Genomic DNA, 15818 nt, shown 5'->3' with positions numbered 1-15818 from the left:
ACTTATACCTGAGTCATAATAAGAAATAATTGTTTTAAAATACTTAATAAGAGTTTATCATTTCTAAAATTTTTAAAAACATTTCCAATCCTTTGATAAATATTTAATAATTTTGAATCAAATTCACCTCAATGAGAAAATTATATATTTTTCTTCTACTTTTTGCATCGGTATCTGTGGTAAGAGCTCAATCTACTTTTCCCTATTATCTGGACTGGGGAACCTATGTGGGCGGATGCGGCAATTTATTAATGGATAAATTTGTTTACGGATATTCTTTTCATACAGACAGCCAGAACAACATTTATTCAGTCAGTGAAACTTTCCAACAGGCAGGATACGCACCGACGTATTATAATCAGTACATTACTTCGGGCGGAGGAAATTTTATTCCGTCAAACTATGGAAACAGCTATGCTACCACATTCTCTTCCGGAGGTCTGTTTCTTCAGGGAAGTTACACTGGTGTACGGCAGACTGTAGGATATAAAGATCTGATAGGAATTGATGCTGCCGACAACAGATTTTATCTTGATTATTTACCCTCACAGGTCAGTAACCTTTCTACAGCTGGAGTATGGCTTACTGCAAATCCTTTATCCAACAATTTAACGCTTTTGCTTTCAAAAGTCAGTCCTTCTGGTACACTTCTGTGGAAAACATACCTTCCGAATTCTATTGATGCACCAGCGGTAACTCTAAGAATGGATACCAAAGACGGCAGTATTTTCGTTACGGGAAGAACGCTTGAGGATATTCCCGGCGTAGCAAGTCCGGGAGCGTATCAGGCCAGTTATATTCCCTCGTCTGCCACACAGATCACAAATAATTATCTGGTGAAGTTGAACTCTGCCGGTCAGAAAATATGGGGAACATATCTTCCTTCCGCAGTTGCAGATTATGAGGTTTCCGGGAACAGTGTTTACATTCTCACCAGTCAGTTTGATTCTATTGTGACTGGACAGACAACGGCAGGTACTTTTCAGCCGGATGTTCCGGCAAAGCAGATTTTGTACAGATTTGATTCTTCAAGCGGTGCAAGGGTGTGGGGAACTTATTTCGGTTCTCCGGGTGTTGGTTCTTTAGGTTTTGCCAATGAAATAGAGGTAAGCAGTACAGGAATTTATATCAGCGGAACTTCGTCAGATCTTGCGAACAGCAGTTATTTTGCTACTGCAGGGGCTTATAAACCGATGATTACAGGTACTTCGGATCTCTATCTTACCAAGTTTGATTTTACAGGAAACCGGATTTGGGGAACTTATTTTGGAAGTAATAATACTGATACTGTAAACGGATTCAGCAATCTGGCACTTTTTAACAACAGAATTGTAATGACAGGAAAACAATATTCAAATACCGATAACATTGCTACACCTGGTGCTTTCCGCACTTCTTTATTTGAAAACAATGTCAATTCCAGCAATTCTTATTTTACCGAATTTGATGAGCTCGGCAATATGAAATACTGCTCGTACTTTTCAGCAAGAGGCAATTCGCTTTATTCTGACACTTACAATCCTGAATTTTTGAGCGATGGCTCACTGATCATTTGGGGAGTTACAGGCAGCAGTACCGGAATCGGTACGCCAGGTTCAGGGTTTCCGGCAATGATCAATCCTTATCCCGGGCAGCCCTTCGGATATATTGTGAAATTTGCTTTGAATACACTTTCAACTTCAGAATCTGACCCTAATTCTGATATTCAGCTTTATGACAATCCCAATAACGGAGATTTTTATATCTCTGGACGTATTCTTGAAAAAGAAAAGACAATGATTGCAGTTTATGATATGTCTGGCAGATTAGCTGCAACGTTTCAACTGGAAAAAAAGAAAATTAATTTCATTCAGCTGAGCAAAAAACTTTCTGGCGGAATCTTTATGGTGAAACTCATTTCCGATAAAGGTCGTCAGTTAAAAGTTTTTAAGGTGAATGTAAAATAAAAAAACCGGTAAGCAAAATCTAATTACCGGTTTTGTTTTGAAAATAAATCATCACTAAACTAATTTTTCCGCCACATACTTCGCCGTATGCGACTTCTTATTTTTTGCCAAATCTTCCGGAGTTCCTGTGAAAACCACTTCGCCACCATGCTTTCCGGCATCGGGACCTATGTCTACGATGTAGTCAGCACATTTTATGATATCTGGCTGATGTTCGATTACAATTACAGAATGTCCCAAATCAATCAAAGCCTGTAGCGACTTCAGCAATTTTTGAATATCGTGAAAATGCAGTCCGGTAGACGGTTCATCGAAAATAAATAAGGTTTTGTCATTCGTAACACCTCTCACAAGGAAAGATGCGAGTTTTACCCTTTGTGCTTCACCACCGGAAAGGGTAGAAGAGCTCTGACCAAGCTGAAGATAGCCCAAACCAACTTCCTGAAGCGGCGTAAGTTTCGTAACAATCTTATCTTCTTTATTTTCTTTAAAAAATTCGAGAGACTCGTCAACGGTCATGTGAAGGATGTCTGAAATATTTTTTTCATCAAACTTTACTTCAAGAATTTCGTTTTTAAAACGGGTTCCTTTGCAGGTTTCACATTCCAGCTCGATATCAGCCATAAACTGCATCGAAACGTTGATTACGCCTTCACCTTTACATTCATCACACCTTCCGCCATCCACGTTGAAAGAGAAATGTTTCGGCTTGTAACCCATCATTTTAGACATTTTCTGCTTGGCAAAAAGATCCCTGATGTCATCATAAGCCTTCAGATAGGTTACAGGATTTGATCTTGAAGATTTCCCGATAGGATTTTGGTCAATCAGTTCAATATTTTTGATCATTTTCAAAGGAAACTCTACCGAATCGTAATCTCCTTTTTTACCGCCCATTCCAAGCTGAATCTGAACTTCGGTGGTGAGAATTTCTTTCATTAAAGTAGATTTGCCGCTTCCCGAAACGCCCGTGATCACCACAAGATTTTCAAGAGGAATGTCTACGTCAATATTCTTCAGATTATTCTGTCTTGCACCTTTGATGTGAATAAATTCTTTCGCTTTTCTTCTCTTTTTCGGAACTTCAATTTCAAGTCTTCCGGTAAGGTATTTTGAAGTTAAAGTATCGGCATCTTTTAATTCTTTATAATCACCTGCAAAAACGAGTTCGCCACCCAAATATCCGGCTTCAGGACCGATGTCGATAATGTAATCTGCCGCTTTCATCACGTCTTCATCGTGTTCAACAACGATCACAGTGTTACCGAGGTCACGCAGGTTTTTCAGAACTCCAATCAGATTTTCGGTGTCTCTTGAGTGAAGACCGATGGATGGTTCATCCAAAATATAAATCGATCCAACCAAAGAACTTCCTAAGCTCGTCGCCAGATTAATTCTCTGACTTTCTCCTCCGGAAAGGGTGTTGGATGTTCTGTTTAAAGTTAAATAGCCCAAACCGACCTTCAGCAAAAATGCAATTCTTGTCGTAATTTCGTATAAAAGTCTTTTCGCAACTTCTCTGTCGTGTTCAGATAATTTTAAGCTTTCAATCAATGGGAAAAGTTCATCCAAAGGTAGCTCAATCATCGACTGAATGTTGTGTCCGTCGATTTTTACCCAGGTCGTTTCCTCTCGCAGACGCAAACCTTCGCATGTCGGGCAAAGTGTTTTGCCGCGGTATCTTGAAAGCATCACTCTGTATTGAATTTTGTACAGATTTTCCTCCAACATTTTAAAGAAATTGTTCAGAGAAGGGAAAGTGCTTTTTCCATCGCCTTTCCAAAGGAAGTTTTTCTGCTCTTTGGTTAACTGATGGTAAGGCTTATGAATAGGGAAGTCGCCGGCTTTTTTAATGAAATCTTTCTTCCATTCGCTCATGCTTTCGCCTTTCCATGATGCAACGGCATCTTCAAAAAGTGATAAAGCTTTGTTGGGAATCACCAGATCTTCATCAATACCAATTACTTTTCCGTAACCTTCACAGGTCGGGCAGGCTCCGAAAGGATTATTAAAACTGAAAAAGTGAACGTTCGGCTCAACAAATTCAATTCCGTCGAGCTCAAATTTATTTGAAAATTCTTTTACCGTTCCGGACTCAATATTTTTTAAAGAACAGTATCCCCGTCCTTCATAAAATGCCATCTGGATGGAATCTGCCAGTCGCTGAAGAAAACTCTCATCTTCTTCATAAGAAAAACGGTCAATCACAAGATTAATGACCATATTTTTTTCGGGAGTGAATCCGAAACTTTCCAAATCTTCAATTCCGGCGACATTTCCGTTGATTTCAAGTCTTGTGAATCCGGCCAGTTTTAAAACATTTAAAGTTTCTTTAAAATTTTCGGCATCAAAATCCAAAGGTGCTGTGAGTAAAAACGCCGTGTCTTTTTTGGCATCTTTAATATAATCAATTACATCAGAAACCGAATCTTTCTTTACTTCTTCACCTGAAACCGGAGAAAATGTTTTACCAACTCTCGCAAAAAGAAGCTTCATATAATCATAAATTTCGGTAGAAGTTCCCACCGTAGACCTCGGATTCGACGAAATGACCTTCTGCTGAATTGCGATGGAAGGTGCAAGACCTTTAATATCATCAATTTTCGGTTTTTCAAGTTTACCTAAAAACTGTCTTGCGTAAGAACTTAAACTTTCCACATACCTGCGCTGCCCTTCGGCATAAATCGTGTCGAAAGCCAGTGAAGATTTTCCGCTTCCCGAAACTCCCGTGATTACGATGAGCTTATTTTTAGGAATAAGAACGTCAATGTGCTTCAGATTGTTAAGGTGTGCGTTTTTTACGAAGAGTTGTTTTTTTATATCGATTTCTGTAGTTGTAGCCATAATTTTTTATTCGTAAAATGTATAAACAGATTCGTAACCTAATCCTGTTTGGGCAATTTTGTTTTTACTGTGAGTAATTGTGAATAACGCATTTATTACATTATTTTGTTTGTGGTCTATCCTGATTAATCTTCCCTGATCATCATAAAAATACAATGTACTGAGTATTGCTTCTTTTTTGTCATTTCCGACAATTTTTTCTGTTAAAAAACCATCTGCGTATTTGTATGATACAGTAATAATTCCGAAGTCTGTTTTATTTTTAGTTATTTTTTTTAATGAATGATCAGCATTATACTCGTACAATCTTTCATCCCAAACCTTATTGCCCATCAGGTGAGTGTACTTTACAATTTTATTTTTCTGATACACATATTTCTTCTCACTGATACCATGCATGGTGCTGTTCTGCAAATTTGAAATCAGATTTCCGGCAGCATCATATTTGAAGGTATTGCTTTGCACCATTTTTTGTCCGTTAGGAAATGTGTTTTCTGACTTGATAGAAATAAGTTTTCCTTTGGAATCACAGGTGAAAAACGACTCACGCTTAAAACTTTTTTCTTTTGATAAAATTTTAGTCAAGAGTCCATTTTCATAAAAATATTCATTAGTTTCATCTTTGTTTTCTGTCTTTATAATCTGGTTATCGTTATTGTAAGATACATCAGTTTTTACACCAATCTTACCATTACGCTCTGAATAAAACGAAACAATTCTACTATTGTCTGATACAGTTTTATACTCGCTTTTTCTGTTTTCAGGAATATGAACCAAAGCTGATGTTAACGGAGCCTCACGATGATCTGCAGGTAATTCTGTAGAATGTAGTGTATATGTAATATTTCCGTAAATATCAAGTTTTTTAATCTCTGTATGGGTTTCTCCTAAAAACGTTCCTTTCTTGGAAAATTCTTTTAATTTATTATTTTTAATGAAAATAGATTCAGCAGAATTGATTGTTTCTTTTTCGTCATCAAAATCAATTTTAGATAGCGGATCTGGAATTGATACGTTAGGATAGGTAAATTGAGATTTTACAAAAATGCCTAAGACAAGTAACAAAGAAGACAATAATTTCATAGTAAAATTGTGACCTACAAAAATACGAAATTCTGAGTTAATTTTGAGATTATATTCTTTCTTTGAAGGGGTTTTTAGTTTAATAAAAGTTTTTATTCTAAAGATTAAATTTTAATCAATTTTCTATGACAAGTATCATTTTTTGGTCTGATTGAAGTCTGCTAATTTTGAACGCTTCAAACTAAACTATACAAACTATGATCAGAAAACTGATTGCAATCTCTGCTGTCTCTGCATTTTTTTCGGTTTCAGCACAGGAAAAATCTTCAGATATTGATTCGGTGCAGATTCAGGGAAAATTTATTGCAACGCCTTACAAATCTGCCAACCAGAATATTTCAGTCATTACAAAAGCGGATATTCTGGCTTCCCCGGCAAGAAGTATCGACGAGATCCTTCAACTCGTTCCCGGAATGGATATCAGAAGACGTGGAGCCAACGGAGTGCAGAGTGACGTGAGTTTCAGAGGAGGATCTTTTGAGCAGATGCTTATTCTTATTAACGGAATCAGGATGAATGATTCTCAAACGGGACATAATTCTCTGAATATTCCTTTAGATCTGGATTATGTGGAAAGAATTGAAGTCATAAAAGGTCCTGCAGCGAGACGTTTCGGACAAAATGCCTATGCCGGAGCTATTAATATCATTACAAAATCAGAACCTGGAAAGCGTTTGAAAATAAGTGCGAAAGCCGGAGATTATGAAACTTATGGAATGGGATTGAATGCCAATTTCGGTAACGAAAAATTCTCAAATTTACTTCAGGTCAACAGTAATTCTTCGCAAGGTTACCGTTACAATACAGATTATGAAATCCGCAACGCTTATTACCAAAATCAGCTTAAAATAAAAAACGGAAGTTTAAGACTTCAGGCGGGAATTTCGGAGAAAAAATTCGGAGCCAATGGATTTTATTCTTCTCCTGCAGCGACCGAACAGTATGAAGAATTGCAGGCTTCGATTGTAAGTTTAGCACATCAGCAAAGCTTTGGAAAGTTTAAATTAAATTCAAATGTATACTGGCGGAGAGGGCAGGATATGTATGTTTTCAACAGAGCCAAGCCTGAAATTTACCGAAATATGCACATCGGAAACAATGTGGGCGGAGAAGTGAATGCAAGTTACAATTCAAATCTGGGAACTACTGGTTTAGGTGTTGAACTGAGAAAGGAATTTCTGGCAAGTAACAATCTGGGACACCGTGAAAGATTTGTAACACAGCTTTTCTTTGAACATCATTTTTCTTTCTATGATAAAAAATTAAACATAAGTCCGGGTGCTTCGTGGGCGAATTATTCCACAGACGGAAACTTCTTTTATCCGGGAATTGATGTAGGCTACACCTTCCTTGAAAACAGCAAAGTGTACGGAAATATTGCCCGTGTTCACAGGGTTCCGACGTTTACTGATTTATATTATGTAAGCAAAACCGAGCAGGGAAATATGAATCTGTTACCTGAAAATGCCGTGTATGCAGAAATCGGTTATCAGTATCAGACCAAAAATATTTTAGCCAAAGCCAGCGGATTTTTAAGAGATGGAAACAATACCATCGACTGGACAAAAATAAGTCTTACAGATCCCGTTTGGTACGCAAAAAATGTGGGTGACAGCAATATAAAAGGTGTGGAATTGGAATTTGATCACAAAGTGACAGACTGGCTGAGATACACAGTTGGTTACACTTTCCTTGAGAATAAACTTACAAATCCGGCGTCTGTTTTTGCAAGATACAATCTCGATAATCTGAAGCATCAGTTTGTGGGAAAACTGCAGAACCGCTTCCTGACATATTTCACCAGCGAACTGGTTTACCGATACAATGAAAGACTGAATTTCGGGAGCTACCAGCTGTTGGATGAGAAATTAAGTTTTACCAGAAATGATCTTTCCGTTTATATTCTCATTAACAATGTCACCAATACAAAATATACCGAAACCTTCGGTGTACCGATGCCTGAGAGGTGGTTTCATCTTGGTTTCACCTATCAGCTTAATTTTAGATAATTGTTAATAATAATTTAATATGAATCAAATGTTAATTAATCTAATTTTGCAAAAATTTTTTAAATGAAATTCTTTGTCGGTCTGGGTTTGATTTTAGGGATGGGTTTTGCCGGTGCGCAGGAGCATATTTCCAGTTTTAATGCCATTACTTTAACGTATAAATTCCACCCAAAATTTTTTCTGTACGCAGAAACTCAGATGAGAGGAATTGAAGAATATTCTTACCCCGATTATTACGAAATTAAAGGAGGCTTAGGATATAATCTTACCAAAACCCACAAGCCTTTTGTGGGACTTGGCAGATATGCCACCTATAAAAACCACAGGATCAGCAGAGAAGAATTCAGGGTATGGCTGCAGGATGTGATCGACTTTAAAAAAGGAACTGTAAAATTTGAAAATCGTTTCCGGGTAGAAAAAAGCTGGTTTCACGATCCTGTGAAGGATGTAGATTCAGAAAGAATGAGATACCGCTACAGACTGAATGTTACGGTTCCGTTAAACGCAAAATCTGTGAAACCGGGAACTTTATTTGCCAATGCCTACGATGAAATTTTTGTTGTAAGCCCAAACAAACCGTCGTTTGCAAGAAACAGAGTTTATGGCGGTGTGGGATATCAGATTGATGAAAATTTCGGAATGCTGGGAGGATATCTTTGGCAGCGCGAGTTTGAAGCGGCAGGCAACAAAAATGTTCATTTTGTTTATATTGCACTAAACATCAATATTGATGATACAGACAATAAACAGAAAAGCTATCATTTTCCGGGAGCAGATTAATTTTATTAAGAAAAAAATTATAATATAAGCCAAAAAGCTAATAATGACCAATTATAAGTCTTTCTGCTTATATTTGAAAGGTTTGAACCACGCATCTCACATATAACATCTCACACAAATTTCAAATCAAAACAAATAAGCAAAATCACTAATAATCATCAATTATAAGTCTTTTAGCTTATATCTTTTATTTATAAGTTTTAATGCTTATATTTGCAGAATGATAGCGGTCATCACGGGTGATATTATAAATTCTCAACATGCAGACACTGAAGTTTGGATTACCAGACTAAAGAATCTCCTTGAAAAGTGGGGAAGTAGCCCACAGACCTGGGAAATTTACCGGGGAGATGAATTTCAGCTGAAATGCAGTATCGATGATATCTTTTGGCGATTCTTAGCCATAAAATCTCTCATAAAAAGTCAGGAAAATCTAGACGTGCGGATGGCGATTGGCATCGGCGAAGAAAATTTCCTCTCAGAAAAAATCACTGAGTCTAACGGAACGGCTTATGTAAATTCCGGCAGACTTTTGAATGACCTCAAAAGTGACGGCCACACCGTATCCATCAAAACATCCAATGACTCTGTAGACAGAGACCTCAATATTCTCCTGAAATGGGCTTCAAAAGACTTTGACAGCTGGACGATGGCTACCTCAGAAATCCTTCATGAAATGATTATGAACCAAGATAGCACGCAGGAAGATCTTGCCAAAAAATTCACGATTTCGCAATCTTCTATCAGCCAAAGGCTCAAACGTTCAAACTACGAACTGATCGTAGAAACCAACCATTACTTTAAAAAGAAAATTTCAGAATTGTAAGATGATTTTTATTCAACTCATATTGGCACATTTACTCGGAGATTTTGTTCTTCAGCCAAACTCTTGGGTTGCAGATAAAGAAAACCGCAAACTGAAAAGCCCGTATTTATATCTTCATATTCTGATTCACACCGTTGTAAGTCTTATTTTCCTTTGGAATACTGAACTTTGGAGGGTCGCTGTTTTTGTAGGAATTACCCATTTTATTATTGATGCCTGCAAACTCAGTTTTCAGAATATTCAGACTAAAAAAAAATGGTTTTTTATTGATCAGTTGCTTCATGTAGCAGTCATCGGCGGAATTTCTCTTTATTTTAATGAGTTTGAGTTTGATTTTCGGAAAGATGCAGATTTTTTAAAAATCGTGATGGGAGCTTTGTTTTTAACCTCGCCCGCTTCAATTTTCATTAAATTATTACTTTCATCATGGACGCCAGTGAACGAACAGGCAGGTAGTCTTCAAACAGAATCTTTGTCTAATGCCGGGAAATACATCGGGATTTTAGAAAGATTAATGGTTTTCACTTTTATTATGGTAAACCATTGGGAAGGTGTAGGATTTATGGTGGCGGCAAAATCGGTGTTCAGATTCAGTGATCTGGCACAGGCAAAACAGAGAAAACTTACAGAATATGTGCTTATAGGAACCCTTTTAAGTTTCGGAGCAGCGGTATTAACAGGAATTTTAATTAAATTATAGTAAATCTAAAAATAAAAGAAAGTAAAAATTATGAGTCAAAAGCTAGAAATGTTGTACGAAGGAAAAGCAAAACAGGTATTTGCTACCGAAAACCCTGAAGAAGTTGTAGTACGTTTTAAAGACGATGCAACGGCATTTAATGCTCAGAAAAGAGGTTCTGTAGATTTGAAAGGCGAAATGAACAACGCCATCACAACCCTTATTTTTGAATATCTGAATGAAAAAGGAATCAAAACCCATTTCATCAAAAAAATTGACGAAAGAGAGCAATTAGTAAGAAAAGTATCAATTATTCCTCTGGAAATGGTGGTAAGAAACTATTCTGCAGGAAGTATGGCTCAGAGACTGGGAGTAGAAGAAGGAATTAAATCTCCGATAACTATTTTTGATATCTGCTACAAAAAAGACGAATTGGGAGATCCGCTTATCAATGATCACCACGCTGTTTTCTTAGGTGCAGCTACGTATGAAGAATTAGACGAAATGTATGAATTAACTTCAGACATCAACGAAATCTTAATCGATCTTTTCGATAAAATGAACATCATTCTGGTAGATTTTAAAATTGAATTAGGGAAAACTTCTGACGGCGAAATTATTCTTGCTGACGAAATTTCTCCTGATACATGCAGACTTTGGGACAAAGACACCATGAAAAAACTGGATAAAGACAGATTCAGAAGAGATCTTGGTGAAGTAACCGAAGCTTACGTAGAAATCTACAACAGACTGAAAACGGTACTTAACAAGTAATATGATGGGTGCGGGATGTTGGATGCGGGGTGATTTTCACCCAATACCCAACATCTGACATCCAACAAATCTAGAAAATTAAAAATGAAAAGTTTAGACATTCATAAAAGTGAATATTTAAAACAGTTTGAAACTCAAACCTACGGCAGAAATCTTTTCAGAACGCAGGAAGAAGAAAAACTGGATGCTCCCAATGAGGAGTGCGGGATCTTCGGAATGCATTCTGATTGTGATCTGGATACGTTTTCGCTTTCACAGTTCGGTCTTTTTGCGCTTCAGCACAGAGGCCAGGAAGCTTGCGGTATTTCCGTTCTCAAAGACGGGAAAATCACCAATATGAAAGATGAAGGTTTGGTTTTGGATGTTTATAAAGAAATCAAAAATCCTGAAACTTTTATGGGAAATTCTGCAATCGGTCACACAAGATATACGACTGCGGGAGATAAAAAGAAATACAATTTTCAGCCATTTTTTGCCAAAAACGAATACGACCAGATCATCCTCTCTATCGCTCACAACGGGAATTTAACCAATGCGAAAGAACTGAAGGCTGAACTGGAAGCTGAGGGCGTTGTCTTCAGGGCCACTTCTGATTCTGAGGTTATTTTAAGATTAATTCAAAAAAATCTTGACCTTGGTCTTCGTGGAGCAATAAAAGCGACGATGGAGAAAATTGAAGGAGCTTATTCTGTAGTGGGAATGACGAGAAATAAATTTTTTGCTTTCAGGGATTTTAACGGAATCAGACCTTTGGTTTTGGGGGCAATTGACGAGAAAACTTACGTTGTAGCCTCAGAATCTGTAGCACTGGATGCCGTTGGAGCTCAGTATGTGAGAGATATTTTACCTGGAGAAATTGTTTACACAAACGAAAACGAACCCGGAAAACTGCATTCTTACATGGCCGATGAAGCTAAAGGAAAGCAGAGAATCTGCTCGTTTGAATATATTTATTTTGCAAGACCAGATTCTACATTAGAAAACATCAACGTTTACGAAATCAGAGAAAAATCTGGCGAGAAAATATGGGAGCAGGCTCCTGTAGAAGCAGATGTTGTAATTGGAGTTCCGGATTCCGGTGTTCCGGCTGCAATTGGATTTTCTAAGGCTTCAGGAATTCCTTTCCGTCCGGTTTTAATTAAAAACAGATACATTGGAAGAAGTTTCATCGTTCCCACTCAGGAGATGAGAGAGAGAATTGTGAATCTTAAACTGAACCCTATAATTTCTGAAATCAAAGGCAAAAGAGTAGTAATCATCGATGATTCTATCGTTCGTGGAACTACTTCAAAACGTTTGGTTAAAATTTTAAAAGAAGCAGGCGTGAAGGAAATTCACTTCAGAAGTGTTTCTCCGCCAATTATTGCCCCTTGTTATTTAGGAATTGATACACCGTCAAAAGATGATTTGATTTCTGCCAATATGTCTACCGAGCAATTGAGAGATTATTTAGGTGTAGATTCTCTGGAATTTTTAAGCACAGAAAATTTAAAAGTTATTTTAGGCTCTGCTGATCACTGTTTCGGATGTTTTACCGAACAATATCCTGTAGGAAAAGGTGAAGAATTAGAATTATTTAATTAAATTTCTTTCAAATAAAAGAGAAAAGGTCAGGTTTCATTACAAAACCTGACCTTTTTTTATTGAAACTAAGATTGTATTCTGATTAGAATTTGAATGCTAAACCAACCTGGAAGTTGTTGTTTCTGATTGCATCAGAACCACTTGGTCTGTCTTTAGCAACGTCTGTTACACCGGCTACGTATCTCGCTGTAACACCAATGTTGTCTGTAAAATAATATCCAGCACCTAAACCAACTCCAAAGTTGAATGTGTTTAAGTTGTCTTTGTTGATATCATCTGTGTAGCTTACCATAGTAGTGTTACCACCGCTTGTTGTAGTTCTGTCACCCTTGTTTTTAGCGCTGATCATAAATCCGAATTCCGGACCTGCTTCAACGTAAAAGTTTGGTACAAAATTATACTGGAACATTACTGGCACTGAGATATAATCTAAATTTGTAGAATAAGATTCTCTTGTAGTAACACCTAATACTGTGTATGAGTTTTCTACTTTAGAACCTAACTGGTTGTACAAAACCTCCGGCTGAATGCTGAAAGACTCTGCTACGGGGATGTTTGCGAATACACCAGCGTTAAAACCGATTTTAGATTTCTGATCCTCAAGACCTGCGTCTTTAGACAATGAAGCTACGTTCATACCCGCTTTAAGACCGAATCTCACTGGAGATGCTGATGATCCTGTACTTGGTGAAGTCTGCGCAAACGCAAATGTTGTTGCTAATGTTGCTATTCCAAAAATTAACTTTTTCATAACTTTAAATTTTAATGTTTACTTACTAATTTTAAATTTTACTGCCTCTTTTTGTTTAAGACGTTTCCAATCTTTCAAATACTTTGCCAAAATTTTTATTTTTTTTCGAAATTACAGGCAAAAACATCTGGTACAAAAATCGATTTAGTTTTTATTTAATTGAAAATCAGTAAACTAATGTTTTAAAATTTAATATGCGTTGAATAATGTTTTATGATTTAAATCATGAAAACTGTAATTTTTAACTCAAAAATTACTTTGTTTTATGTAAAATTCGAGACATTTTTTAATATTTTCTGCTGTACATTGATAATCGAAGTTAGCAAGACCGACCTCAGACAGCAAAGAAAAATTGATTTTTGCATCTGTATTTTTTTTGTCATTCAGCAGCATCGCAAAAATTTCATCCTCATTAAATTCAGTGATATCTGTATAAGAGAAGTATCTTGCAATATGACCGATAATCAATTCCGAATCATTTTCATCCAGCAGACCTTCAAGATAAGACAGATGGCTTTCGCAGATCATTCCCAGCGCAACGGCTTCACCGTGAAGAACAGGTTTGCCTTTAGCCAAACAAAGACTTTCAATGGCATGACCAATGGTGTGTCCAAAATTCAAAGTCTTACGTATATTTTTTTCAAGAAAATCTGCCTCTACAACTTCCTGTTTTATTTCCATCGATCTTGCAATGAAGGGTTCGATGCCCACAGCATCTATTTCATTAAGCCTTATTAAATCTTCCCAGTGTTTCTTATCGGCAATCAAACCGTGTTTCAGCATTTCTGCAAAACCGCTTTTAAGCTCCTTCGCAGGAAGTGTTTCTAAAAATTCAGGGTAAACATAGATCTGTTCTGGGAAAGAAAATGTGCCCACCATGTTTTTATAATGCATCAGATCGATTCCCGTTTTTCCACCAATCGAAGCATCACACATCGAAAGCAGAGTAGTAGGAACATTAATAAACGGAATTCCTCGTTTAAAAGTAGAAGCTACAAAACCGCCCATGTCTGTGATTACACCGCCGCCAAGGTTGATGATTAAAGCATTTCTGTCTGCCTGGATCTCGGTAAGAATCTCCCAGAGATGATTAGCCGTCTGTATATTCTTCATTTCCTCTCCCGCTTCAATCTCCAAAATTTCGAAAGAAATATCCGTTTCCAGATTTCCCAGGAATGGTGGCAAACAGTATTCATGCGTGTTTTCGTCCACCAAAATAAATATTTTACTAGCTGTCTTCTCTTTCATGAACTGGTTGAGCTGAGAAAAATTTTTGTCTAAGAACGTAATCATCGTCTGATTTTTTTAAATTGAAGTATTGTGTGCTACAAAGTTATGATTCTTAATTTTTAACTCGTTACTAAATTGCCTATCTTTGCACAAATATTTAGCATGAGAAGAGACAATAATTCAGGAAGGCCAAAGAAACCAAGAAGTTCAACAAGAAATAATTCTGATGAATCTCGTGCTTCAAAATCAGGAAATTCAGGGTCAAAACCATTTAAAAAATCTTTTCCTAAAGCAGGAGAAAGAAATTCAGAGTCCAGAAAGCCGGCTGACAACAGTTATCAGGCAAGAATGGATAAGAAATTCGGAAAAACTGAACAGAAAGATTTTATTACCAATCCGGGTGAAGACAAAAAGCCTTTCGGAAAATCTGCAGCAGGCAGAGGCGGAAGCAGACCGGCAGTCACCAATACAAGAGATAAATACGAGAGAGGAAGCCTGAAATATGGAAGAAGACCGGGCGCAGCAGACGGTAATGAAGATAAAAACAGATCTTTTGTACAAAAAAGAAGGCTTACAAAGATTGATAAAGATATTCACAAAGATACCATCCGTCTCAATAAATTTATCGCCAACTCAGGAATCTGCAGCAGGAGAGAAGCAGACGATTTAATTACTCAGGGTTTGGTGGAAGTAAACGGAAAAGTGGTGACCGAGATGGGTTATCAGGTTCAGAAAGTAGACAAGGTAGTTTTTGACGGACAGAATATCACACCTGAAAAACCGGTTTACATTCTTTTAAATAAGCCAAAAGGATATATTTCAACTACCAAAGACGACAAAGCAAGAAAAACCGTTATGGATCTGGTGGCTAACGCTTCACCGTACAGAGTTTTCCCTGTCGGAAGATTAGACCGTTCTACCACGGGAGTTATTTTATTGACGAACGACGGTCACATGACAAAAAAACTGACGCATCCTTCGTTTGATGCCAAGAAAATTTATCATGTAACTTTAGATAAAAAATTAACTAACGAAGATTTAAAACTTATCGCAGAAGGAATCCGGTTAGACGAAGGAATTGCAGAAGTTGATCAGATTTCCTTCATCGAAGGTAAACCGAGAAACGAAGTGGGAATTGAAATCCACATTGGCTGGAACCGCGTGATCAGAAGAATTTTCCAGAGATTGGGATATGAAGTTGAAGCGCTGGATAGAGTAATGTTCGCAGGAATGACCAAGAAAAATATCAAAAGAGGACACTGGAGAATTCTTACAGAACAGGAAGTGAATAATCTTAAAATGCTTTAATTCC

The 15818-nt window shown here is 37.1% G+C and carries 12 protein-coding genes; 8 read left to right on the top strand and 4 right to left on the bottom strand.

Features of this window, described 5'->3' with window-relative positions:
- Nucleotides 1-131 precede the first annotated feature (131 nt).
- Nucleotides 132-1946, top strand: coding sequence for a T9SS type A sorting domain-containing protein (locus tag ASG31_RS07520; RefSeq protein ID WP_056030081.1), 1815 nt, complete (start codon nt 132-134; stop codon nt 1944-1946).
- 54 nt (nt 1947-2000) lie between these two features.
- Here the strand turns inward: ASG31_RS07520 and uvrA are convergent, their stop codons facing one another.
- Both uvrA and ASG31_RS07510 read right to left on the bottom strand, forming a co-directional pair.
- Nucleotides 2001-4790 (bottom strand): excinuclease ABC subunit UvrA, encoded by a 2790-nt coding sequence (gene uvrA / locus ASG31_RS07515; RefSeq protein ID WP_056030078.1) that lies wholly within the window; start codon nt 4788-4790, stop codon nt 2001-2003.
- 6 nt (nt 4791-4796) lie between these two features.
- Nucleotides 4797-5873: a hypothetical protein gene (locus ASG31_RS07510; RefSeq protein WP_056030075.1), complete on the bottom strand. Its 1077-nt coding sequence runs from the start codon at nt 5871-5873 to the stop codon at nt 4797-4799.
- Between the two features lie 197 nt (nt 5874-6070).
- On the opposite strand from ASG31_RS07510, the gene ASG31_RS07505 reads away from it, so the two are divergent.
- The 6 genes from ASG31_RS07505 (at nt 6071) to purF (ending at nt 12525) form a co-directional block, all read left to right on the top strand.
- Nucleotides 6071-7882: a TonB-dependent receptor plug domain-containing protein gene (locus ASG31_RS07505; RefSeq protein ID WP_056030072.1), complete on the top strand. Its 1812-nt coding sequence runs from the start codon at nt 6071-6073 to the stop codon at nt 7880-7882.
- A gap of 63 nt (nt 7883-7945) precedes the next feature.
- On the top strand, nt 7946-8662 hold the full coding sequence (locus ASG31_RS07500; RefSeq protein ID WP_056030069.1) for a DUF2490 domain-containing protein: 717 nt from the start codon (nt 7946-7948) through the stop codon (nt 8660-8662).
- A gap of 220 nt (nt 8663-8882) precedes the next feature.
- Nucleotides 8883-9488 (top strand): SatD family protein, encoded by a 606-nt coding sequence (locus ASG31_RS07495; protein ID WP_056030066.1) that lies wholly within the window; start codon nt 8883-8885, stop codon nt 9486-9488.
- Between the two features lies 1 nt (nt 9489).
- Nucleotides 9490-10188: a DUF3307 domain-containing protein gene (locus ASG31_RS07490; protein ID WP_056030062.1), complete on the top strand. Its 699-nt coding sequence runs from the start codon at nt 9490-9492 to the stop codon at nt 10186-10188.
- 30 nt (nt 10189-10218) lie between these two features.
- Nucleotides 10219-10941 (top strand): phosphoribosylaminoimidazolesuccinocarboxamide synthase, encoded by a 723-nt coding sequence (purC, locus tag ASG31_RS07485; RefSeq protein ID WP_056030059.1) that lies wholly within the window; start codon nt 10219-10221, stop codon nt 10939-10941.
- Between the two features lie 84 nt (nt 10942-11025).
- On the top strand, nt 11026-12525 hold the full coding sequence (purF, locus tag ASG31_RS07480; RefSeq protein ID WP_056030056.1) for an amidophosphoribosyltransferase: 1500 nt from the start codon (nt 11026-11028) through the stop codon (nt 12523-12525).
- Nucleotides 12526-12607: 82 nt separating this feature from the next.
- Here the strand turns inward: purF and ASG31_RS07475 are convergent, their stop codons facing one another.
- Both ASG31_RS07475 and aroB read right to left on the bottom strand, forming a co-directional pair.
- Nucleotides 12608-13276 (bottom strand): porin family protein, encoded by a 669-nt coding sequence (locus ASG31_RS07475; RefSeq protein WP_056030053.1) that lies wholly within the window; start codon nt 13274-13276, stop codon nt 12608-12610.
- Nucleotides 13277-13522: 246 nt separating this feature from the next.
- Nucleotides 13523-14569 (bottom strand): 3-dehydroquinate synthase, encoded by a 1047-nt coding sequence (gene aroB / locus ASG31_RS07470; protein WP_056030050.1) that lies wholly within the window; start codon nt 14567-14569, stop codon nt 13523-13525.
- Nucleotides 14570-14668: 99 nt separating this feature from the next.
- Here aroB and ASG31_RS07465 point away from each other — a divergent pair, with 99 nt between their 5' ends.
- Nucleotides 14669-15814 carry a pseudouridine synthase gene (locus ASG31_RS07465; protein ID WP_410493182.1) on the top strand — a complete coding sequence of 382 codons (1146 nt, stop codon included), beginning with the start codon at nt 14669-14671 and terminating at the stop codon, nt 15812-15814.
- The last annotated feature ends 4 nt before the right edge of the window (nt 15815-15818 follow it).

Source organism: Chryseobacterium sp. Leaf404, from assembly GCF_001424145.1.
Taxonomy (GTDB): domain Bacteria; phylum Bacteroidota; class Bacteroidia; order Flavobacteriales; family Weeksellaceae; genus Chryseobacterium.
Note: the sequence above shows the minus strand (reverse complement) of the source record. Positions and strands in the feature narration are given on the sequence as shown.